This is a genomic window from Micromonospora sp. NPDC004551, assembly GCF_040609975.1.
GTDB lineage: Bacteria > Actinomycetota > Actinomycetes > Mycobacteriales > Micromonosporaceae > Micromonospora.
The window spans coordinates 1-21188 of record NZ_JBEXLM010000025.1 but is presented as its reverse complement, the minus strand read 5'-3'; the positions used below and the strand labels follow the sequence as shown (position 1 = coordinate 21188).

The following is a 21188-nucleotide window of genomic DNA, read 5'->3' as shown; positions in this document are numbered from 1 at the left end:
GTGGCGTCCGGCGGGCCGGCTGGTAGGCTCCCGATCCATGGGGACGCTCCTCACCAAACGGCGCGCGGTCGACCTGTGCCGCGTGGCCACCTGCCTGTGTCGCCCCGTCATCTGACGGCGGGGCTGTCCTCGGCCGCTTAGCGGCCACCGGCACACAGGGTCCGCGTACCCTCCGGTTCTTCCCCTGATCGCCCGGCAGCGGCGCCGTCGCACGTACCCGTGATCCGTTCCTAGCTCTGGGTCCCGCGCGTGGTGCGACAATCACCGGCTTCGATCTCCACGCGCTGGCTCACCATCCATCCTCACAGGGAGTGATCTGATGAGTCGCGACACCGCACTCGTCTCGGCCGAGTGGGCCGAGAAGAACATCGACGCCCCGGGCGTCGTCTTCGTCGAGGTCGACGAGGACACCTCGGCCTACGACACCGGCCACATCTCGGGCGCCGTCAAGCTCGACTGGCGCACCGACCTCCAGGACCCGGTGCGCCGGGACTTCGTCAACCAGGCCCAGTTCGCGGCGCTGCTCTCCGAGCGGGGCATCGGCAACGACGACACCGTCATCCTCTACGGCGGCAACAACAACTGGTTCGCCGCGTACGCGTACTGGTACTTCAAGCTCTACGGCCACCGCGACGTCAAGCTGCTCGACGGCGGCCGCAAGAAGTGGGAGCTGGACGCCCGCCCGCTGGTCACCGACAAGGTGGAGCGCCCGGCGACGCAGTACGTCGCGCAGGAGCCGGACACCTCCATCCGCGCCTTCCGCGACGAGGTGGTCGACGCGATCGGCGTCAAGAACCTGGTCGACGTGCGCAGCCCCGACGAGTACGCCGGCCGGCTGCTCGCCCCGGCCCACCTCCCGCAGGAGCAGGCCCAGCGCGCCGGCCACGTGCCGACCGCGATCAGCGTCCCGTGGTCCAAGGCGGCCAACGAGGACGGCACGTTCAAGTCCGACGACGAGCTGCGCAAGATCTACGCGGACGCCGGGCTGGACGACAGCAGGGAGACCATCGCCTACTGCCGGATCGGCGAGCGCTCCTCGCACACCTGGTTCGTGCTCCAGGAGCTGCTCGGCCACCGCAACGTGAAGAACTACGACGGCTCCTGGACCGAGTACGGCTCGCTGGTCGGCGTGCCGGTCGCGCTCGGCGACACTCCCGGCGAAGCCGGGTCGGACAGCGCTGTCGGGGAGGCTTGATCTTTATGACTGCTCCCACCGCCGCCGGCTGCGCCGCTCCGGACCAGGCCGCCCCCCTCCCGGCCAGCCTGGACCTGGAGAAGGAAACCGTCATCACCGGCCTGGTCAAGGCCGAGTCCGGCGAGGTCGTGCCGGGCGCGTACGTCCGGCTGCTCGACTCGACGGGCGAGTTCACCGCCGAGGTGGTGACCTCGCCGGCCGGCCAGTTCCGGTTCTTCGCCGCGCCGGGCAACTGGACCCTGCGGGCGCTCTCCCGGCACGGCAACGGCGACACCGCCGTGGCCGCCGCCCGCGGGATCAACGAGGTGACCGTCACGGTCGCCGCCTGACCCACGCTCTGATCGTGGCCCGCCGCCCCGGCTGGGGGTGGCGGGCCACGAGCCGTTCCGGGGCCCGCCGCACCTTCCACCGGCATGCCCGCTGTTCCGCTCCCAGGCGCGGCCCGGCCGGTCGTCCCGGCGTGACACCATGGCCAGGTGAGTGGTGCCGTCCACGCGGGATACGCCCCGCCGACCCGTCCCGACCAGCCGGAATCCGGCCGGCGCCGGCTGCGCTGGCTGGTGGCCGCCACGGTGGCGTGGGCCCTGCTGCTCGCCGGGCTGACCTGGTGGTCGGTGCGGCACGACCCGCCGACCGTGAAGGAGCAGCGCTCGCTGGACCAGGCCGGTCCCGTGGTGGACCGGGCGGTCGGCCGGCTGACCGCCGCGGTCGGGCGCGACGGCGTGCCCGCCGTCCTGCCGGCCCGGGTCGAGCGAGGCTGCCGGGTCACCCCGCTGGACGACGGCGTCGAGCTGGAGCGGGGTGTGGAGGTCGTCCTGGCCGGTGACGACGTCCGCGAGCTGCTCCAGCGGGTGGCCGACCGGCTGCCGGCGGACTGGCGGGCGGGCGTCTCGGCGTTCGACGGCGAGCCGCGGCTGCGCGCCGACGCCGGCGAGTTCGTCGCGGTCGAGGGCCGGGCCGGCGGGCCCGGCCGGGTGCTGTTCACCGCAAGAACCGGCTGCCGGCCGGAGGGCGCGGGCTACCGGCCCCCGACGGCCGCCGCCGGAGACGAGGCCGAGGAGGCCCGCCGGGCCCTGCGTGGCTGGGGTGGCGCGGCCGGGCCGGTCCAGGTGCTCGTGGCGCCCTGCCCCGGCGGCGACACGGCCCGCACGGCGCGGGCGGAGACCGCCGGCGTGGGCCAGGCGTCGCTGGCGGCCGCGTTCGGCGCCGGCGCCCCGCCGGTACGCGACACTGCCGACGTCTACGCCCGGTCCGGCGATCCGGCCGTGCTGGCCGAGCGGGTCGACGACCTGATCCGGGTGGCGGTCACCACCCCCTGTCCTGCCTGACGCGACCGGTCAGCGCCCGTGGCGCTGGTCGCGCGGACCGCGGCTGCGACCCAGGGCGTCCACCCGGCCCCACCGGCCGGGGATGTCCAGCAGCTCCACGCGGCCCATCCCCTCCGGCACGGCCGGATCGATGATGAGGTGCTCGCCCTGCGGCTCCAGGCCGAGCATGACCCGCAGGAGCAGCAGCGGGGTGCCGGCCGACCAGGCCTGCGGGCTGCACGCGGTGGGATATTCCACCGGGTAGTCGGTGAGATCCCGTTCGTAGCCGGCGAACGCCTCGGGGAGCCGCCCGTCGAAGAAGCGGGACGCGCTCAGCATCGCCTCGCAGATCTTGCCCGCCTCCTCCCGGAAGCCGTACTTCCACAGGCCCCAGGCGATGATCGAGTTGTCGAACGGCCATACCGTGCCGACGTGGTAGCCGACCGGGTTGTAGCGGCTCTGGTCGTCGGCGAGGGTGCGCACGCCCCAGCCGGAGAAGAGCCGCGGCCCGAGCAGGTGCCCGGCGACGGTGGCCGCGCGGGACTCGTCGACGATGCCGCTCCACAGCAGGTGACCGATGTTCGAGGAGAGTGCGTCCACGTGCCGGCCCTCCGGGTCGAGGGCCAGCGCGTAGTACTCCCGCTCCGGGATCCAGAAGTCCCGGTTGAACCGCTCCTTCAGCTCGGCCGCCTCGCGCTCCAGCCGGTCCGCGTACGCCGGGTCGTTCCAGTGGGTGCGGGCCAGCCGGGCGCCGCGCAGCTTCGCGTCGTACGCGTAGCCCTGGAGTTCGCAGGTGGCCCGGGGGAAGGACGGCAGCCGGCCGTCGGAGTAGGAGATCGAGTCCCAGGAGTCCTTCCAGCACTGGTTCTGGAGGCCGGTCTCCGGGTTGCGGGTCATGTACCAGACGTAGCCCGTGCCGAGCAGGTCCCCGTACGTGTCGAGCCAGGCCAGCGCCGCGCGGGTCTCGTGCTCCAACATCTTGACCAGCTTCGCGTCCCCGGTCCACCGCTCGTACTCGTCGAGCAGGATCACGAAGAGCGCCGTGGTGTCGGCCGAGCCGAAGTACGGCGAGTGCGGCTGCTCCTCGAAGCCGGCGGTCTCGCCGTAGCGCAGCTCGTGCAGGATCTTGCCGGGCTCCTCGTCCCGGAAGTCGTCGATCCGGCTGCCCTGAAGTCCGCCCAGCATGAGGATGGTCGGCGTCACCAGTTCCGGAAGGAACGGCAGCACCTGGAGCGAGGTGAAGATGCTGTCCCGCCCGAACAGGGTCATGAACCAGGGCAGGCCGGCGGCGAGCAGCCGCACGCCCAGAGCGATCGACTCGTACCGGAGGGCGGCCAGGTCGTTGAGGCTGCGCCGGTACGCCCCGGCCAGCGGCTCGCAGTCGCAGCCGAGCTTCGGAGCCCGCTCGATCAGGGCGTTCTGCTCGGCGTGGATGGCCGCCACCGAGCGCTGCCCGCCGAGCGGCAGGGTGGACCGGATGTCCTCCCCGCGGGCCCCGAAGATCTTCGTCGCCACGTGCAGGCTGGTGGTCCACTCGCCGTGCGGCCCGACCCGGATCCGGAAGGTCAGCCCCTCCCGGTCGGCCTCGGCGGGCGCGGTGCTGGTCACCACCGCCTCCCGGTGGAACCCCTCCCGCCGGTAGGTGAGTCGCAGCTGGTTCTCGCCGACCGTGGGCGTGGTGCGCCCCTTCTTCTGCCGCTGGTGCTTGATCTCGAACAGGTCGGCGAAGTCGGAGCCGATGTCCAGCCGGAGGGTGAACTCCACCTCCTGCCCGGAGTGGTTGAGCAGGGTCAGCTCCTCGTCGAAGCTGCCGCCGATCGACCGGCTGCGGATCACCGAGACCTTGGCGTCCAGGTAGTGCGTCGGCTCCCCGGGGACCAGGAAGAACCGGGTCCGGTACGACAGCGAGCTGTCGATCGACAGCGCGTGCAGCCGCTCCCCGTTGAGGGTGAGCAGCCAGGTCGAGATGAAGCGGGTGTCGAAGGAGAAGAGCCCGGTGGGGAAGTCGAACGACGGCTCGATGTCGCCGCGCCGGTCGCAGACCAGGAAGGTGTTGCCGTCCAGGATGCTGACGCGCTCCTTCATCGTGACCGCCGGACGTGTTCGCGGGCGGTCTCACGGGGGTCCCGGACGCCCGGCGGATCGGGGAAGAACCGGCGGAACGCCAGGAAGAGCACCACGTTGCCGCTGAACGTGGCCTCGTTGCGCAGCACCGCCGCCATGCCGGCCTCCCGCCCCGTGACCAGCTCCTCGAACAGGTCGGCGCTGAGCGTGAAGACGGCGTCGGCCGGCAGTTGCTCCCGGGACACCCGGACGGTCCCCGGCGCGATCTCCAGGTACCAGTGCTCGGTGCGGTTGCCCGTGGTCAGGTCCAGTTGGAGGCGGCCAGTGGTGGGCCCGCGCAGCACCGCCGGGGCACGCGCCGGCAGGGATGCGAAGAACCGCTCGGTCGCCTCACCCACATGAGGATCGTAGGCAGCACCCGGACATGTCGGGCGAGGATCGCCAGTCCACGTGGAACGGACATTCCCTCTGATGCCGCGTGGGTCAGTAGACCAGGGCCTGGGCGCCCTCGGCCATCGCCTCCTCGACGAAGACCGCCGCCCCGGCGATCCGTACGCCGGGGATGACGTCGCCCTGGCCGATGTCGCGGCGGGCCGCGCACTGGGTGCAGGCGGTCACCTTGCCAGTCGTCAGGATCACGTGCAGCAGCTCGGCCAGCGGCGCGGAGTGCGGCAGCTCGAAGTCCTGCGCGCGCCCGGGCAGCGCGAACCAGGTGGACTCCCCGGTGAGCCAGAGCGACACGTCCACCCCGGCGGCCGCCGCGGTGGCGGCGACGGTGAAGGCCTGCGCGCAGCGCTCCGGAGCGTCCGCGCCGGCGGTGGCCTTGACGACGAGAGTGCGGGCCATGGCGCCCAGCATAGGATGACCGGGATGGTTACCGAGATCGGGTTCGTCAGCCTGCTCGTCGCCGGCCTGGGCGCGCTCGCCGGTGGCCTGGTCTACCTCGCTGTTCGCATCTCGAGAGGAAAATGGTGAGTGAGAACCCGCTTCAGCCGCCGTGGCTGAACGCGCCGCCGGTCGAGCCGTACCCGTACGAGGAGAGCCACGACCTGCGCGTCGGCCCGAAGCTGCACCGGAGCCTGGACGGCCTGCTGCCGTACATCGGGGTGTGGCGCGGGCGCGGGCGCGGCGGATTCCCCACCATCGAGGACTTCGACTTCGCCCAGGAGATCCGGATCAGCCACGACGGCCGGCCGTTCCTGTTCTACGAGTCGCGCGCCTGGATCCTCGACGAGCAGAGCCGCCCGGTCCGCCCGGCCGGCCGCGAGGTGGGCTGGTGGCGTCCGGTCATGGACGGCGACCGGGTCACCGACGAGCTGGAAGCGCTCATGACCACGCCCACCGGCGTGATGGAGCTGCACATCGGCAAGCGCAAGGGCACCCAGATCGAGTTCGCCACCGACGCGGTGGTCCGCACGGCCACGGCGAAGGAGGTCACGGCCGGCGCCCGCCTCTTCGGCATCGTGGAGGGCGCCCTCCTCTACGCCCAGGAAATGGCCGCGGTGGGCCACCCCCTGAGCCCCCACCTGTCCGCCCGCCTGACCCGCGTAGCCGGCTGACCCCCACCCCTTCCCCTGTTGATCAAGAAGTTTGCGTCAGGAATCCGGCTCCGGCGGACGCAAACTTCTTGATCAACGCGCCTCGAAGCCCAGGAGGGTGAGGAGGGGGGTGGTCAGGGGGGAGCTCGGGCGGGGGGTTCTGTCCAGGGTGTGCACCTCTGCCAGGCCGCGGAGGGATGACGTGAGCCAGATGGCGTCGGCCCCGTGCAGGTCGGCGGGGGTGATCAGACGTTCCTCGGCCCGCAGGCCCAGCTCGACCGCGTGGTCGAGGAGCCAGCGGGCGGTCACCCCGGGCAGCACACCGGTCTCCGCCGCCGGCACCGTGCACAGCACCGTCCCGCTCAGCCAGACGACGTTCGCGGTGGGCGCCTCCAGCACGTAGCCGTCGGTGGAGACCCAGAGCACGTCGTCCACGCCGGCCCGCTCGGCCCAGCGGCGGGCCGCGGTGCTCAGCGCGTACGAGGTCGACTTCACGCCGGCCGGGAGCCAGCCCAGCTCGGGGCGGGACCGAGCGGCCACCCCGAGCGGCAGGGTGGCGACCGTCACCCCGTCCCGCCGGGCCCGCCGCGCGGCGGCCGGCACCTCGCCCAGCGTGGCGTAGACGGTCGGCGGCCCGCCGCCCTCCGGCCCCCGGGTGCAGACCAGCCGCAGCGCGCCCTCGACCTCCGGCGGCCAGCCCGCCCGAACGGTGTCCAGCAGCTCGACCAGCACGCCGGTGGACGGCAGGGTCAGCCCGACGGCCGCCGCGCCGGCCCGCAGCCGGGCCAGGTGCTCGTCGCGCAGCCAGGGCTGCCCGCCGCGCAGGTGCAGGGTCTCGAAGAGGCCGTCCCCGTGCAGCACGCCCCGGTCGTCGCCGCGCAGCACCGCCTCACCGGCCGGTACGACACCCCGGCCCGGCACGGCCACCCGCGTCGCCACCACGAGCGCAGCGTAGTGGCGTACGTCGCCGGTGGCCGGACCGGCGCGGCGGCCGAACTATGATCGGATGGTGTCCGGATCCTCCCTCGCGGAACTGCTCCGCTCCCGTGGGCTGCGGCTGACGGCGCAGCGGCAGCTGGTCCTCCAGGCCGTCCTGGATCTGGGGCATGCCACGCCGGAGCAGGTGCACACGGCGGTGCGCGAGGTGGCCGCCGGTGTCAACATCACCACCATCTACCGCACGTTGGAGCTGCTGGAACGCCTCGGTCTGGTGACACACACCCACCTGTCGCACGGCTCGCCGACCTATCACGCGGCCGGTGAGCACCAGCACGTCCACCTGGTGTGCCGGGAGTGCGGCGCGATCGACGAGATCGACCCCGAGCTGCTCCGGCCGCTGGCCGACCAGCTGGCCGCGCAGCGGGGATTCCAGGTCGACATCGGGCACGTGGCGCTGTTCGGCGTCTGCGGCCAGTGCGAGGACGGGGAACGTAAATGATCGACATCGCGGGCGCGGTGACCGCCGAGGCCATCGACGAGGAGACCCGGGAGCAGCCCGAGCCGGCCCACCGGGCGGCCGGGGTCGGCCCGGTGGCCGCCCACTACGGCGACCCGATGCGCGAGCAGCGCACCCTGTCCACCGGCGTCGGCCTGGTCGACCGCTCGCACCGGGGCGTCATCGCGGTTCCCGGCGAGGAGCGGATGACCTGGCTGCACACGCTGACCAGCCAGCACCTGGCCGCGCTGCGCCCGTGGCAGGGCACCGAGCTGCTGGTGCTCTCCCCGCACGGGCACGTCGAGCAGCACGCCCTGGTCGCCGAGGACGGCGAGACCACCTGGCTGGACACCGAGCCCGGGATGACCGAGGGCCTCCTGTCCTACCTGGAGAAGATGCGGTTCTTCAGCAAGGTCGACCCGCGCGACGTCACGGCCGATCACGCGCTGCTCTCGCTGGTCGGGCCGGAGGCCGCCGATGCGCTCGGCACCCTGGGGGTCACCGGGCTGGCCGCGCCCGACGTGGTCGCGGTGCCGGGCCCGAAGTTCCGCGCCGGCGAGCTGCCGCCCCGGCCCTCCGTCGTGTACGACGTGAAGCCGCTGCCCGTCGGCGGCTGGGCCCGGCGGGTGGCGCTGGGCGTCGACCTGCTGGTGCCTCGCCCGGCCATGGCCCAGGTGGTCGACGAGCTGCGCGGCGCCGGCGTGCCGGTGGCCGGGCTGTGGGCGTACGAGGCGGTGCGGGTGGCCGCCCGGCTGGCCCGGGCCGGCGTGGACACCGACCACCGGACGATTCCCGCCGAGGTGGGCCTGATCGGCCCGGCCGTGCATCTGGACAAGGGCTGCTACCGGGGTCAGGAGACGGTGGCCCGGGTGCACAACATGGGCAAGCCGCCCCGCCGGCTCGTCCTGCTGCACCTGGACGGCGTGACCACCGACCAGCCGCCGGCCGTCGGCACGCCGGTGACGCTGGACGGCCGGGCGGTGGGTTTCGTCGGCACCGCCGTGCACCACTTCGAGCTGGGTCAGGTCGCCCTCGCCGTGGTCAAGCGGAACGTGGCCGACGACGCCCGGCTGATGGTGGGGGAGACGGCCGCCGCCATCGATCCGGCGTAAGGGATGCCGTCCCGGCGGCCATGAAGCGGAAGATTTTCCGCATCCAGTGGCGAGTACGCCGGATTCTGCTGCATTCCGGCTGTCGACCGGAGGGCGGCCGGCGGTCTAGGATCCGGGCATGACCACAGGGACGTTGATCACGGTTGCCCCCACCGGCGCGGAGTCGGCCAAGGCGGAGGTGCCGGCGCTGCCGGTGACCCTCGACGAGCTGCTGCTGACCGCCAAGGAGTGCGAGGCGCTCGGCGCCGCCGTGATCCACGTCCACATCCGTGACGACGAGGCGAAGCCCACCCTCGACCAGGGCCGGCTGCGGGAGACCGTGGCGGCGCTGCGGCAGAGCACCGACCTCATCGTGCAGCTCTCCTCCGGCGGCGCGGTGACCGACCCGGAGGCCGACCGGCTGGCCGTGCTGAACGCGGGGCCGGACATGGCCTCCTGCACCATGGGCACGGTCAACTTCGGCGACGACGTGTTCCTCAACCGCTGGGAGTTCATCGTCGACCTGCACACCCGGATGCAGGAGCGGGGCGTCGTCCCCGAGTACGAGATCTTCGACCTCGGCCACCTCACCGCGCTCCAGCGCCTGCTCGGCAAGTACGGCCTGCCGCACGGCGGGCACGTGCACGTCGACTTCGTGATGGGGGTGCCGGGCGGCATGCCGGGCACCACGGCCACCCTGGTGGCCGCCCAGCAGATGCTGCGCGACCTGCCCGAGGGCACCACCTTCTCGGCGACCGGCATCGGCCGCAGCACGATCCCCGTGATGCTGGCCTCGCTCTCGGCCGGTGGTCACCTCCGGGTCGGCATGGAGGACACGGTCACCTACGCCAAGGGCCGGCCGGTCGAGTCCAACATGCAGCTGGTCGCCCGCGCGGTCGGCTTCGCCCAGCTCGCCCAGCGGCCGCCGCTGACCACCACCGAGGCCCGGGCGCTGCTCGGCCTGTAAGCGACGGCCCGCCCGCCACCCCTGTACGCCTGCGGCCGACGTCCCTGGTCACCCCGGTGCCGGGCCGGCCGAGCCCGTCGGTACCGTCCACCTCGTGGGAAAGACGTACGAGGGCGGCGTGCCGCTCGCCGAGGTGGTCCGGTCCGGGTTCGTGGAGGGTGTCCACCGTGGGTCCGTGGCGGTGCTCGACGCCGCCGGCGCGCCGGTGTCCGGTGCGGGTGACGCCACCTCGCCGGTCTTCCCCCGGTCGTCCAACAAGCCGATGCAGGCGATCGGGATGCTCCGGGCCGGTCTGCCGCTGACCGACCCGGCCGACGTGGCGCTGGTCTCGGCGAGTCACGCCGGTGAGGAGTTCCACGTCGAACGGGTCCGCGCCCTGCTGCGGGGCGCCGGCCTGACCGAGGAGGCGCTGCACTGCCCGCCGGACCTGCCGGTCGGCGAGGCGGCCCGCGAGGCGGTGCTGCGCGCCGGTGGCGGCCCGTCCCGCATCCTGATGAACTGCTCCGGCAAGCACACCGGCATGCTGCTCACCTGCCTGGCGGCCGGTTGGCCGCTGGACGGCTACTGGCGTCCGGAGCATCCGCTCCAGCAGCGGCTCACCGCCGCCATCGAGGAGTTCACCGGGGAGACGGCCGCGGCCGTCGGGGTGGACGGTTGCGGCGCGCCGGTGCTCGCCGTCTCGCTGACCGGGCTGGCGCGGGCCTTCCTGCGGCTGGTCTCGGCCGAGCCGGGCACCGTCGAGCGGACCGTGGCCGACGCGATGCGGACGTACCCGGAGCTGGTGGGCGGCACCCAGGCCGACGACACGCGGCTGATGCGCGGCGTACCCGGGCTGCTGGCCAAGGTCGGCGCGGAGGGCGTGATCGCGGCGGCGGTGCCGGGCGTCGGCGCGGTGGCTCTCAAGATCGACGACGGTGCCGGGCGGGCCCGGATGCCGGTGCTGGTGTCGGCGCTGCGCCGGCTCGGCGTCGAGGCGCCGGTGCTGACCGAGTACGCCGAGATCCCGCTGCTCGGCGGCGGCCTGCCGGTGGGCGCGATCCGCCCGGTCTGGTAGGCCGGGCGGTCAGCGGAGGAAGTCGAGCAGTGCGGCGTTGACCGGCTCGGGGCGCTCCAGGGGGAGCAGGTGGCCCGCGTCCGGGACGTCCGGCAGTCGTGCGCCCTGTGGGGCCTCGGCGGCGATCCGGTCGGCCAGCCGGCGGATGTCGGCCAGGTCGTCCGCGCCGGCGCCGGCCAGCACCGGCATCCGCAGCTCGGCCAGCCGGTCGATCGCCGGCGGGTCCAGCTCGCCGGCCTCGACCGCGCTGAGCGCCTGCTCGGCGGCGAGTGCCCGGCGGTCCATCTCCTCGGCGAACCGGATCAGTTCCGGGTCGACGTCGGCCGGCTGGCGGCTCGGGCCGACCACCCAGAACCGCACCTCGCCGGCCGCGGTCGCGGCGAAGTCCTCCGGGTCCACGTCGCCGACCAGCTCCTCCCAGAGCCGCTCGGTCTCCTCGGACCACTCGTTGCCGGAGACCGGGGCGCCCAAGAGGGCCAGCGCCGCGACCCGCTCGGGGTACGCCAGCGCGGTGTCCACGGCGACCTTGCCGCCGAACGAGCAGCCCACCAGCGCCGCCTGCGCCAGGCCCAGCGCGTCGAGCAGCCCGATCACGTCGTCGTGGTGCGCGAACGGGGCCGGTGGCAGCTCGGAGTCGCCGTAGCCGCGAAGGTCGACGGCGATCACGCGGTGCCGGGCGGCGAGCACGGGCACCTGCCCTCGCCACATCCGCCGGTCGGCGATGCCCGCGTGCAGCAGCACCACGGGGCTGCCACTGCCCGCCTCGTCGTACGTGAGCAGGGCACCGTTGACTTCGATCTTCGCCACGGAGGGCACCGTACGGACCGGACACCGGACGCGCAACCGGCTATCCGTGACCTCGCTAACTCCGGCAAGCATTTTGCTTGCAGCAGCTAGCAGGGCGAGTTAGCGTGGAGTCATGGCCACCAGCAAGGACCTTCCCGACGTCGGCGGGTTCATTCGCGATCTGCGCCGCAACGCGAAGATCTCGCTGCGCCAGCTCGCCGAGCAGGCCGGCGTCAGCAACCCGTACCTGAGTCAGATCGAGCGCGGCCTGCGCAAGCCGAGCGCCGAGGTGCTCCAGCAGCTCGCCAGCGCGCTCCGGGTCTCCACCCCGGCCATGTACCTGCGGGCCGGGCTGCTGGACGACAAGGAGGGGCAGGGCGTGCTCGCGGCGATCGCCGTCGACCCCGAGCTGACCATGGCCCAGAAGCAGTCGCTCACCCAGATCTACGAGACGTTCCGCCGGGAGAACGCGCGCCTCGCCGAGGCGACCGCCACGGCGCAGGCCGCCACCGAACCGGCCCCACCGGCCGAGCCGGCCACCGCGCCGGAGGCCCGCGCCACCGAGCCGGCCACCGCGCCGGAGGCCCCGGCCACCGTCACGCCGGCCGCAACCGGCCCCACGACGCCGGACGGCACCCCGACCGAGGCGGTCCTCGAGTCGGTCGCCGTCACCGAGGCGGGCCACGCGCCCGCACCGACCACCGCCGTCCCCCAGAAGAAGACCGCCCGTCGGGTGGTCCGGAAGGCCGCCGGTGCGGCCGAAGAGGAGCAGTCATGACCCAGCCGAAGACCAACCGAATCCCGGCCCCCGTCTACGCCGCCGCCGGCGCCGGCGAGCTCGCCCTCCAGCAGCTGCGCAAGCTGCCCACCGTGGTCGGTGGCCTCGGCACCCGGGTCGTCGCCGACCTCGGTGGCAGGGCCGTCCTCACCGGCTTCGAGCTGCGCCAGAAGGCGACCGAGACGCTGAAGACCGCCAACCTGACCGCGACCGGGCTGCGGGAGAAGGCCGGCACGGCCGACCTGGACCTCGACAAGCTGCGCGAGGCCGCCAACCTGGAGAAGCTCCGCGAGGCCGCCAACCTCGAGAAGCTCCGCGAGGCCGCCAACCTGGACAAGCTGCGCGAGGCCGCCGGCCGCAACGCCGCCGCCGTGCTGGCCGGCGCGCAGGCCGCGCAGGAGCGAGCCCTGGCCGCGTACGCCGAGCTGGTCGCCCGCGGTGAGCGGGTCGTCGGCGCCGGTGTGCTGGAGGCCGCCGACACGGTGAACGCCGACATCGAGGCGACCGAGGCCGTCACCACCGCGGCCGCGCCGGCCGTCCGGCCGGCCGAGGTGCCGACCCCGGCCGAGGTGGCCGAGGCCGTCGAGGCCAAGCCCGCCGCCGTGAAGCGGACCCGGGCCACCAAGGCGACCGCCACCAGGGCGACCGCCACCAAGGCCACCCCGTCGGCGAAGCTGCCGAAGACCACGAAGCGGACCCGCCCGGCCGCCGAGTGAGTCGAAGCTGGACCGAGACCCCGGACGCCGTCCTGTCGGACGTTTCCGGGGTCTCGGCATAAGCTTGCCGACATGGCCATTGCCGCGCCGCTGTTCGCGTTCGAAGTCCGCTACGTGATCGAGCTGATCCTGCTCGTCTTCGCCCTGGTCATCGAGGGAGTGGCGCTGGTGCACGCGATCACCCAGCGCTCCGACGCCTTCCCCGCGATCGGCACGCTGCCCAAGGGTGGGTGGATCGCCATCCTCGCGGTCTGCCTGGTGCTGACGCTGCCGGCCTTCGGCTTCGGCCCGCTGAGCATCTTCGGCCTGGTCGGCATCGCCGCGGCGATGATCTACCTGCTGGACGTCCGGGTCGGGCTCCGCGACCTCCATGACGGCCGGGGCTCCTGGTGAGAGGTTTCCGCTGGCCACCGCCACCGGATGGAGGTCCCCGCGCCTGGGGTCCCGGCCCCGGCGCGCCCCGCACCGGCCGCCCGGCCCTGCCCGAGCCGGAGACCGAGCTGGTCACCACCCCGCACGGCGTACGCCTGGAGCGGCTGGTGACCGGCACCGGTGACCCGGTCACCGTGTTCGCGCACGGGCTGGGCAACGGCATCGCCACCACCCGCCCGTTCGGCAGCGGCGTCACCGGCCGGCGGCTCTTCTTCCAGTTCCGCGGGCACGGCCGCTCCGACTCGCCGCCCGGCCCGTGGAGCTACCTCGACCTGGCCCGTGATCTTCGGGCCGTCGCCGACCTGGGCGGTGCCACCCGGGCCTTCGGGGCCAGCCTCGGCGCCGGCGCGCTCTGCCGCCTGCTCGCCGAGAGCCCGGAACGCTTCGACAAGCTGGTCTTCTTCCTGCCGGCCGTGCTGGACACCCCCCGCGGCGAGGTGGCCCGCACCCGGCTCACCGACCTGCTCGACGCGGTGGCCGACGGGGACGCCTCGGCGCTGGCCGACGTGGTGTCGCTGGAGCTGCCGCCCTCGGTCCGCAACACGCCGGCCGGCTGGGCCTACCTGCGGCAGCGGCTCGACCAGCTGCTCCGCGACGGGCTCGCGCCGGGCCTGGCCGGCCTGCCCGAGCAGGCCCCGCTGCGCGACGCCGGGGTGCTCGCCGCGGTCACCGCGCCGGCCCTGGTGATCGGCTGCGCGGGCGACGACCTGCATCCGGCGGCCGTCGCCGAGCAGTTGGCCGCCGCGCTGCCCCGGGCCACCCTGCACGTGTACGACCGGCCGGGCGTCCTCTGGACGGAACGCGCCGACCTGCGGGAGCGGATCTCGGCGTTCCTCAACGGGTAACGTCGGCGGTCATGGGCGTCACACACCACGGCCGCACCCACCGCCTCGACCTCGCCGACCCCACCCTGCGGGAGTGGCAGTGCACGGTGCTGGCGGCCGATCCCGAGCAGGGCATCGTGCTGGACCGGTCGGCCTTCTACCCGGGCGGCGGCGGGCAGCCGCCGGACCACGGGGTGCTGCTCTGGCAGGGAGTGCAGACCCGGATCGTGGGCACCCGCAAGAACGACGACCTCTGGCTCGTCCCGGCCGAGGGTGACCCTGTGCCCCCGGTCGGCACCGCCGTCACCGGCGCCGTCGAGGACACCCGGCGGACCATGCTGATGCGCACCCACTCCGGCCTGCACGTGCTCTGCGGGGTGGTGTTCCGCGACTTCGGCGCGCTGGTCACCGGCGGCAACATGGAACCGGGCGAGGCCCGGATGGACTTCAACCTCCCCGAGGTGCCGCCGGACTTCAAGACCCGGATCGAGGACCTGGTCAACGCCGAGGTGGCCGCGGACCGGTCGGTCGCCGTGCGGGTGCTGCCCCGGGCGGAGGCGCTGGCGCTGCCGGACATCATCCGCACCCAGTCCAACCTGATCCCACCGGACGAGCAGGAGGTGCGGATCGTCGACATCGTCGGGCTGGATGTGCAGGCCGACGGCGGCACCCACGTCGCCTCCACGGCGCAGATCGGCAAGGTCCAGGTGGTCAAGGTGGAGAGCAAGGGCCGCGCCAACCGCCGGGTACGGGTCCGCCTCGCGGACTAGGCGGCGCTGCCGGTCGGCCGACCGGGGCCGCCGGTCAACGCGGCAGGTGGGCCGCCCGGACGTCGAGCAGCCACCGCTCCACGGTGTCCTCGTCCGGGCGTTCCGGTAGCGGCGTGTGGATGCGGTCGAAGTCCTGCTCGGCCGTTGCCACCAGGGCTTCCGCCTCGGCCAGCGCGCCGCCGGCCACCCGTTCGCCGAACGCCCGGAACGATTCCGGGTCCGCCAGCCGGATCTCCAGCACGCCGGTCGCGTAGAGCACGCGGCCCTGGTGCAGCAGCCGGGCCAGGTGCCGCGCGTGCTTGGCCGACCGCCGCCGGCCACCGACCTGCGACGACTCCAGCTCGGCGCGTCTGCCGCGGCGCCGCGACCTGGAGCCGCCGGAGTCCCTCGCGGTCAGCTTGCGGAACTGCTGGCTCGCGTAGCCGAGGTAGGCGTCCCGGACGCGGGGCGCGCTCAGGAACGCCGAGCGGATGCCGATGAGCCGCTCCCCGAACTCCGTGCGCGTCTCGTAGCACTCCTCGGGCAGCCACATCAGCTCGGTCGCGGTCGGGTTGCCACTCAGCGCGAGGCGGGCGTACTTCGCGCACTCGTGCAGGGTCACGTCCGGGTCCGTCGTCACCACCGACTCCCGCGGCGGGTGCAGGCCGTGGAAGGCGACCGTGGGCGCGGCGAAGACGCCGATCCGGTCCACGTCCGAGTCCGGCCCGGCGAGCCCGTACGCGACCGAGCCGACGATCCCGGAGAGCAGCAGGTGCATGCCGGCCATGATGGCGGATCCGGAACTTCCGGGAAACCGGACTTCCGCTGTCAGGTATCGGTGCCACGGTGGTCCCATGACGACACCGTTGACAGGGAAGATCGCGCTCGTCGCCGGCGCGACCCGGGGCGCCGGGCGGCAGATCGCCGTCCAGCTCGGCGCCGCCGGGGCCACCGTCTACGCCACCGGCCGCTCCACCCGCGAACGCCGCTCCGAGATGGGCCGGCCCGAGACCATCGAGGAGACCGCCGAGCTGGTGACCGCGGCCGGCGGCACCGGCATCGCCGTCGCCGTCGACCACCTCGACCCCGAGCAGGTCCGCCGCCTGGTGGCGCGGATCGACGCCGAGCAGGGCCGCCTCGACGTGCTGGTCAACGACATCTGGGGCGCCGACCCGCTGATCACCTGGGAGAAGCCGGTCTGGGAACAGCCCCTCGACGCCGGCTTCCGCACCCTGCGGCTGGCCGTCGACACCCACATCATCACCAGCCACTTCGCCCTGCCGCTGCTGATCCGCAACCCGGGCGGCCTGCTGGTCGAGATCGGCGACGGGACGAAGGAGTACAACGACACCGAGTACCGGCTCTCGGTCTTCTACGACCTGGCCAAGGTGTCGGTGAACCGGCTCGCCTTCAGCCAGGCCCACGAGCTGGCGCCGCACGGCGCCACGGCGGTGGCGCTCACCCCCGGCTGGCTCCGCTCGGAGGCGATGCTGGAGCACTTCGGCGTCACCGAGGCCACCTGGCGCGACGGCGCCGCGACGGAGCCGCACTTCGTCATGTCGGAGACGCCCGCCTTCGTCGGGCGCGCGGTGGCCGCCCTGGCCGCCGACCCGGACCGTGCCCGCTGGAACGGCAAGTCCGTGGACAGCGGCGGGCTGGCCCAGGTGTACGGCTTCACCGACCTCGACGGCACCCGCCCGCACTGGGCGCGCTACCACGAGGAGGTGGTCCGGCCCGGCAAGCCGGCGGACGACACCGGTTACCGCTGACCGGCGTCCGGGTCCCCGGCGTAGAGCGCTGCGCCGCGGCGAGCCGCCGCGGCGCAGCGGGCACGCAGCTCGGGCGGGTCGAGCACCTCCACCTCCGGACCGAGCGCCAGCAGTTGGGCGTACGCCACCTCGACCGACTCGACGGGCATCCGGAGCACCACCCGGCCCTGCCCGTCGGGCGGGCCGGAGGCGGCGACCGCCTCGGCGTAGACGAACGGGGCGTCGGCGAGGTGCCGCCACGCGCGCAACCCGGCCGGGGTCAGCCGCACGGTGACCTCGGCCCGGAGCATGTCCCGCAGGAAGGCCTCGGCCTGCTCCCGCCAGTACGCCCCGAGGTCGAAGTCCTCGTCCCGCTCGAAGCCCTCCCCGGCCACCTCGACGCCGACCACCCGGTCCACCCGGTACGTCCGCCACCCGTCGCCGACCCGCCCGACCAGGTACCAGACGCCGTTCTTGAGCACCAGCCCGTACGGCGCGACCGCGCGGGTCACCTCCCGGTCCCCGCGCCGGTAGCGCAGCTCGACCAGCCGGTCCCGCCAGACCGCCCGGGCCAGCTCGGCCAGCCACGGTGGCGGGTCGGACTCCCGGAACCAGCCCGGCACGTCCAGGTGGAACCGCTGGCCGGTGCGGGCGGGCGCGTCCCGCAGGCTCGGCGGCAGCGCGGCGAGCACCTTGAGCTCGGCGCCCGCCACCGCCTCGGCCAGCCCCATCTCTCCGGCCGGGCCGGGCAGCCCGGACAGGAAGAGCGCCTCGGCCTCGTCCCGGGTCAGCCCGGTGAGCCGGGTCCGGTAGCCGCCGAGCAGGCGGTAGCCGCCCGCCCGGCCGCGGTCGGCGTACACCGGCACCCCGGCAGCGGAGAGCGCCATGACGTCCCGGTAGACCGTGCGCTCGGACACCTCCAGCTCGCGGGCCAACTCGGCGGCGGTCATCGTCTCCCGCGCCTGGAGCAGCAGGACCAACGAGATCAGGCGGGACGCGCGCACCCGCCCATCCTGCCCCGCCTCCGCCACGGTAGGGCTGTCCCCACCCCGGAGATACGAGGTGGCCGTGTGTTGCCGGGACCGCCTGGTGACGAGGCTGAGGACATGCGAAATCACGGAGCTGACGGGCCGGTCGTGGAACTGGTCGACGTGGTGCGGAGATACGCCGGCGGCAGCGGGACGCCCGCGCTGGCCGGTGTCACGGTCGCCTTCGCGGCCGGAACGTTCAACGCGGTCATGGGACCGTCCGGGTCGGGGAAGTCCACCCTGCTGCAGTGCGCCGCCGGGCTGGACCGGCCGGACGGCGGCCGGGTCCGGCTCGCCGGGCAGGAGCTCGGGACGCTGCGCGAGCCCAAGCTCACCCAGGCGCGCCGGCGGCGGGTGGGTTTCGTGTTCCAGTCGTACAACCTGATGGACTCGCTGTCGGTGTGGCAGAACGTGCTCCTGCCGCAGCGGCTCGCCGGCACCCGGCCGGACCGCGCGTGGGCCCGTGAGGTGCTGCACCGGGTCGGCCTCGCCGGGCGGGAGGACGACCGGCCCGGGCAGCTCTCCGGCGGGCAGCGGCAGCGCGTCGCGCTCGCCCGGGCGCTCGCCGCCCGGCCCGAGGTGATCTTCGCCGACGAGCCGACCGGAGCCCTCGACCTCGGCGCCGGCCGGGAGGTGCTCGCGCTGCTGCGCGAGGCGGTGGACGACCTGCGTACCGCGGTGGTGATGGTGACCCACGACCCGGCGGCGGCCGCGTGGGCCGACCGGGTCGTGTTCCTCGCGGACGGCCGGGTGGTCAGCGAACTGGCCCAGCCGACGGTGGAGACGGTGGCCGCGCGGATGACGGCGGTGACGGCCGCATGATCCGCCTCGCGATCGGAACGCTGCGCCGCCACCGGGGCGCGTACCTCGGCACCTTCCTCGCCGCGCTGCTCGCCGTGGCACTGCTGGCCGGGGCCGGCCTGCTGCTCTTCTCGGTGCTCACGGCCACCCCGCCGGCCGACCGGTTCGAGGCCGCCACGGCGGTGGTCTCCGGCGCCCGCGACGTCACCCTCACCACGACGAGGGAGAAGCACAAGAAGGGCAAGACCAAGACGAAGACCAAGACGAAGACCGAACGGCTCAGCGGTGCGGGGACCCTTCCCGCCGACCTCGCGCCCCGGCTGGCCGAGCTGCCCGGGGTGGCCCGGGTCGTCCCGGATGCCGCCTTCCCCGTCGAGCTGGCCACCGCCGCCGGTCCGGTGCGCGGCGCCGACGCCGCCCCGGTGATCGGCCACGGCTGGTCGTCGGCCGCGCTCACCCCGTACCGGCTGCGTGCCGGACGGCCGCCGGCGGCCGGCGAGGCGGTCGTGGACGCCGACCTCGCCGCCCGGGGCGGCCTCACCGTCGGGGACGAGGTCCGGATCACCACCCGCACGGGCGTACGCAGCCTGCGGCTGGCCGGCATCGCCGCCCCCGCCGGGCGGGACGCGCTGCCCGCCCAGGGCGCGCTCTTCCTCGCCGACCGTGAGGTGGCCACCGTCTCCGGGCTGGCCGGACCCACCGCGGTCGCGGTGCTGGCCCAGCCGGGAGCCGATCGGGCGGCCCTGGTCGCGGCGGTGCGGGCCCGTGCCGGGGACGCACCGGTGCTGACCGGGGCGGACCGGGTCCGCGCCGACCTGCCCGGGGCGCTGCCCGACTACATCGGACCGATCTCCGTCTTCGGCTTCACCATCGGCATCACCGCCTTCGCCGCGATCTTCGTGCTCACCGGCACGGTGGCGCTCGGGGTCCGGCAGCGGCTGCGCGAACTGGCGCTGCTGCGCACCATCGGGGCGACCCCGCGCCAGCTGCGGCGGCTGCTCGGGGTGGAGAGCCTGGTCCTCGCCGCCGTCGCCGCGCTGCCGGGCCTGCCGCTCGGCGTGCTCGTCGCGCACCTGGTGGCGGCCCGGTTCCGGCACCTCGGGGTGGTGCCGGCGCAGTTCACCGTGCGCGTCAACCCGGTGGTGCTCTTGCTCGCCGGCTTCGCCGGGGCGCTCGTCACCCTGGTCGCCGCGCGATTCGCCGGGCGCCGGGCGGTCCGGATCGCGCCGGCCCAGGCGCTCACCGAGACCGCCGTCGCGCCGCGCGGCGGGATGGCGGCCCGGGCCGCCGTCGCCCTGGTCGCCGCGGCCGGCGCGGTCGCCGTGCTGACCTTCGTGCCGCTCGGCGGTCCGTTCGGCATGGGCATGACCTTCATCTCGTCGGCGCTGCTGCTCTGCGCGGTCGCCGCGCTCGGCCCGCTGCTGGTCCGCCTGGTCGCCGCGGTGCCACGACGGCTCAGCGCCGGCACCGGAGCGGCCGGCTGGCTGGCGGCCGCCACCACCCGCGCGGAGGTCCGCCGCACCGCGGCCGTGGCCGTGCCGCTGGTGCTGATGTTCGCGATCAACGCGCCGCTGCTGCTCAACGGCGAGTTGCTCGCCCGGCTCGCGGGCGACCAGCAGTCGGCGCGGCTGGCCGGGGCCACCACCCTGGTGACCGGCACGACCGGCCTGCCGCTCGACACCGCGGCACGGGTGGCCGCACTGCCCGGCGTCACCGGAACGGTGGCGACCGTGCCCACCCGCGTGGTGCTCGCGCAGGGCGGCAAGCCCCAGGACTACGCCGCGCAGGGCCTGCTGCGCACCGGTGCGGACGGCGCTCTCGACCTGGCGGTCGAGGCCGGCGCGCTGGCCGGGGACGGAACGTTCGCGGCCAGCACCGACCTGGCCGACGCGTACGGCTGGCGGCTCGGCGACGAGGTGCCGATCTGGCTCGCCGACGGGGAACAGGTCGTCCTGCGGCTCTCGGCCCGCTACACCCGGCATCGCGGGTTCGGCGAGCTGACCCTGCCGGCCGGCCTGGTCGCCGCCCACGATCCGCGCGGCCTGGTGACCATGGTCGCCCTGCGGCACTCCGACGACGCGGTGGCCGAACGCGTCCGGCAGCGCTGGCCCGACCTGCGGGTGGTGCCGACCGCGGCGGCGACCCGTACCGACGACGGCAACCAGCAGGGCGCGTGGGAGCTGCTCGTGGTGGTCTCGCTGGGCTTCGCCGCGATCGCGGTGGTGAACACGTTCGCCATCTCGGCGGCCGCCCGCCGGCGGGAGTTCGCGGACCTGCGGCTGGCGGGCGCGACCGCCCGGCAGGTGCACCGCCTGGTGGACCGGGAGGCGCTGATCACGGTGACGGCCGGGCTGGCCCTCGCCGTCGCGGTCACCAGCGCGGTGGTCGTCCCGTTCAGCGTCGCTCAGGACGGGGTGTTCCGGCTGGTGGTGGCGCCTGCGACGTACCTGGTCCTGCTCGCCGGGGTCGCCGGTCTGGGGCTGGCCGGTGGCGCCCTCCCGGTCCGGCTCGTGCTCCGGCGGCGCGACCTGCCGGCCCTCGGGGACCGGTGAAGGTTTGCTACCGGGCCACCGCCGGCCCGCCCGCGGGGGGGCGGGCCGCGACCCAACCCCGCCTGACGACGGCGCCCAGAAAGGAAGAGCACACCGCTGAAAAACAGTAAAAAATACGGGTAA

General features: G+C 74.3%; 25 protein-coding genes. 18 read left to right on the top strand and 7 right to left on the bottom strand.

Annotated features, from left to right (window positions below; genetic code table 11):
* The first annotated feature begins 37 nt into the window (after positions 1 to 37).
* The 4 genes from ABZW14_RS25290 (at position 38) to ABZW14_RS25275 (ending at position 2523) form a co-directional block, all read left to right on the top strand.
* Entirely contained in the window at positions 38 to 115 is a 78-nt protein-coding gene (locus ABZW14_RS25290; RefSeq protein ID WP_311202345.1) for an Ms5788A family Cys-rich leader peptide, read from the top strand.
* Positions 116 to 319: 204 nt separating this feature from the next.
* Positions 320 to 1195 carry a sulfurtransferase gene (locus ABZW14_RS25285; protein WP_355350963.1) on the top strand — a complete coding sequence of 292 codons (876 nt, stop codon included), beginning with the start codon at positions 320 to 322 and terminating at the stop codon, positions 1193 to 1195.
* Between the two features lie 5 nt (positions 1196 to 1200).
* Positions 1201 to 1524 carry a DUF1416 domain-containing protein gene (locus ABZW14_RS25280; RefSeq protein WP_355350961.1) on the top strand — a complete coding sequence of 108 codons (324 nt, stop codon included), beginning with the start codon at positions 1201 to 1203 and terminating at the stop codon, positions 1522 to 1524.
* 147 nt (positions 1525 to 1671) lie between these two features.
* Positions 1672 to 2523, top strand: a complete 852-nt coding sequence (locus ABZW14_RS25275; protein ID WP_355350959.1) for a hypothetical protein — start codon at positions 1672 to 1674, stop codon at positions 2521 to 2523.
* Between the two features lie 9 nt (positions 2524 to 2532).
* Here the strand turns inward: ABZW14_RS25275 and ABZW14_RS25270 are convergent, their stop codons facing one another.
* The 3 genes from ABZW14_RS25270 to ABZW14_RS25260 form a co-directional block, all read right to left on the bottom strand.
* Complete coding sequence (locus tag ABZW14_RS25270; RefSeq protein ID WP_355350957.1) at positions 2533 to 4587, bottom strand: glycogen debranching N-terminal domain-containing protein; 2055 nt, start codon at positions 4585 to 4587, stop codon at positions 2533 to 2535.
* On the bottom strand, positions 4584 to 4964 hold the full coding sequence (locus ABZW14_RS25265) for an SCP2 sterol-binding domain-containing protein (RefSeq protein ID WP_355350956.1): 381 nt from the start codon (positions 4962 to 4964) through the stop codon (positions 4584 to 4586). Before ABZW14_RS25265 ends, ABZW14_RS25270 begins: the two co-directional genes overlap by 4 nt.
* 85 nt (positions 4965 to 5049) lie before the next feature.
* The gene (locus ABZW14_RS25260; RefSeq protein ID WP_355350954.1) at positions 5050 to 5424 is read right to left on the bottom strand and encodes a DsrE family protein; all 375 of its coding nucleotides are present in this window, start codon (positions 5422 to 5424) and stop codon (positions 5050 to 5052) included.
* Positions 5425 to 5436: 12 nt separating this feature from the next.
* Here ABZW14_RS25260 and mtfM point away from each other — a divergent pair, with 12 nt between their 5' ends.
* Both mtfM and ABZW14_RS25250 read left to right on the top strand, forming a co-directional pair.
* Positions 5437 to 5541, top strand: a complete 105-nt coding sequence (gene mtfM, locus ABZW14_RS25255; protein ID WP_046570768.1) for a small membrane protein MtfM — start codon at positions 5437 to 5439, stop codon at positions 5539 to 5541.
* The gene (locus ABZW14_RS25250) at positions 5535 to 6125 is read left to right on the top strand and encodes an FABP family protein (protein WP_355350952.1); all 591 of its coding nucleotides are present in this window, start codon (positions 5535 to 5537) and stop codon (positions 6123 to 6125) included. The genes mtfM and ABZW14_RS25250 overlap by 7 nt, the downstream gene beginning before the upstream one ends.
* 72 nt (positions 6126 to 6197) lie before the next feature.
* Here ABZW14_RS25250 and ABZW14_RS25245 read toward each other — a convergent pair whose 3' ends face one another.
* On the bottom strand, positions 6198 to 7046 hold the full coding sequence (locus ABZW14_RS25245) for an aminotransferase class IV (RefSeq protein WP_355350950.1): 849 nt from the start codon (positions 7044 to 7046) through the stop codon (positions 6198 to 6200).
* Between the two features lie 64 nt (positions 7047 to 7110).
* On the opposite strand from ABZW14_RS25245, the gene ABZW14_RS25240 reads away from it, so the two are divergent.
* The 4 genes from ABZW14_RS25240 (at position 7111) to ABZW14_RS25225 (ending at position 10651) form a co-directional block, all read left to right on the top strand.
* Positions 7111 to 7542: a Fur family transcriptional regulator gene (locus ABZW14_RS25240; protein WP_355350948.1), complete on the top strand. Its 432-nt coding sequence runs from the start codon at positions 7111 to 7113 to the stop codon at positions 7540 to 7542.
* Positions 7539 to 8651, top strand: coding sequence for a folate-binding protein (locus ABZW14_RS25235; RefSeq protein ID WP_355350946.1), 1113 nt, complete (start codon positions 7539 to 7541; stop codon positions 8649 to 8651). Before ABZW14_RS25240 ends, ABZW14_RS25235 begins: the two co-directional genes overlap by 4 nt.
* Positions 8652 to 8769: 118 nt before the next feature.
* Positions 8770 to 9597 (top strand): 3-keto-5-aminohexanoate cleavage protein, encoded by an 828-nt coding sequence (locus ABZW14_RS25230; RefSeq protein WP_355350944.1) that lies wholly within the window; start codon positions 8770 to 8772, stop codon positions 9595 to 9597.
* Positions 9598 to 9691: 94 nt separating this feature from the next.
* Positions 9692 to 10651, top strand: coding sequence for an asparaginase (locus ABZW14_RS25225; protein WP_355350942.1), 960 nt, complete (start codon positions 9692 to 9694; stop codon positions 10649 to 10651).
* A gap of 9 nt (positions 10652 to 10660) precedes the next feature.
* On the opposite strand, the gene ABZW14_RS25220 is transcribed toward ABZW14_RS25225, so the two are convergent.
* Entirely contained in the window at positions 10661 to 11458 is a 798-nt protein-coding gene (locus ABZW14_RS25220) for an alpha/beta hydrolase (protein ID WP_355350940.1), read from the bottom strand.
* 112 nt (positions 11459 to 11570) lie between these two features.
* On the opposite strand from ABZW14_RS25220, the gene ABZW14_RS25215 reads away from it, so the two are divergent.
* The 5 genes from ABZW14_RS25215 (at position 11571) to ABZW14_RS25195 (ending at position 14957) form a co-directional block, all read left to right on the top strand.
* On the top strand, positions 11571 to 12215 hold the full coding sequence (locus ABZW14_RS25215; RefSeq protein ID WP_355350938.1) for a helix-turn-helix domain-containing protein: 645 nt from the start codon (positions 11571 to 11573) through the stop codon (positions 12213 to 12215).
* Positions 12212 to 12931 carry a hypothetical protein gene (locus ABZW14_RS25210; protein ID WP_355350936.1) on the top strand — a complete coding sequence of 240 codons (720 nt, stop codon included), beginning with the start codon at positions 12212 to 12214 and terminating at the stop codon, positions 12929 to 12931. Before ABZW14_RS25215 ends, ABZW14_RS25210 begins: the two co-directional genes overlap by 4 nt.
* 72 nt (positions 12932 to 13003) lie before the next feature.
* Positions 13004 to 13324: a DUF2516 family protein gene (locus ABZW14_RS25205; protein ID WP_355350934.1), complete on the top strand. Its 321-nt coding sequence runs from the start codon at positions 13004 to 13006 to the stop codon at positions 13322 to 13324.
* Positions 13321 to 14208 carry an alpha/beta hydrolase gene (locus tag ABZW14_RS25200; RefSeq protein WP_355350932.1) on the top strand — a complete coding sequence of 296 codons (888 nt, stop codon included), beginning with the start codon at positions 13321 to 13323 and terminating at the stop codon, positions 14206 to 14208. Before ABZW14_RS25205 ends, ABZW14_RS25200 begins: the two co-directional genes overlap by 4 nt.
* Positions 14209 to 14219: 11 nt before the next feature.
* Positions 14220 to 14957 carry an alanyl-tRNA editing protein gene (locus ABZW14_RS25195; RefSeq protein WP_355350930.1) on the top strand — a complete coding sequence of 246 codons (738 nt, stop codon included), beginning with the start codon at positions 14220 to 14222 and terminating at the stop codon, positions 14955 to 14957.
* A 34-nt stretch (positions 14958 to 14991) separates the two neighbouring features.
* Here the strand turns inward: ABZW14_RS25195 and ABZW14_RS25190 are convergent, their stop codons facing one another.
* Positions 14992 to 15714, bottom strand: coding sequence for a nucleotidyltransferase domain-containing protein (locus ABZW14_RS25190; protein WP_355351116.1), 723 nt, complete (start codon positions 15712 to 15714; stop codon positions 14992 to 14994).
* A 76-nt stretch (positions 15715 to 15790) separates the two neighbouring features.
* On the opposite strand from ABZW14_RS25190, the gene ABZW14_RS25185 reads away from it, so the two are divergent.
* Positions 15791 to 16705, top strand: a complete 915-nt coding sequence (locus ABZW14_RS25185) for an SDR family oxidoreductase (protein ID WP_355350928.1) — start codon at positions 15791 to 15793, stop codon at positions 16703 to 16705.
* On the opposite strand, the gene ABZW14_RS25180 is transcribed toward ABZW14_RS25185, so the two are convergent.
* Positions 16696 to 17688: a YafY family protein gene (locus ABZW14_RS25180; RefSeq protein ID WP_355350926.1), complete on the bottom strand. Its 993-nt coding sequence runs from the start codon at positions 17686 to 17688 to the stop codon at positions 16696 to 16698. The two genes, ABZW14_RS25185 and ABZW14_RS25180, sit on opposite strands and share 10 nt — an antisense overlap.
* Positions 17689 to 17790: 102 nt before the next feature.
* Here ABZW14_RS25180 and ABZW14_RS25175 point away from each other — a divergent pair, with 102 nt between their 5' ends.
* Positions 17791 to 18534 carry an ABC transporter ATP-binding protein gene (locus tag ABZW14_RS25175; RefSeq protein WP_355350924.1) on the top strand — a complete coding sequence of 248 codons (744 nt, stop codon included), beginning with the start codon at positions 17791 to 17793 and terminating at the stop codon, positions 18532 to 18534.
* Complete coding sequence (locus ABZW14_RS25170) at positions 18531 to 21065, top strand: ABC transporter permease (RefSeq protein WP_355350922.1); 2535 nt, start codon at positions 18531 to 18533, stop codon at positions 21063 to 21065. The genes ABZW14_RS25175 and ABZW14_RS25170 overlap by 4 nt, the downstream gene beginning before the upstream one ends.
* Positions 21066 to 21188: the final 123 nt, after the last annotated feature.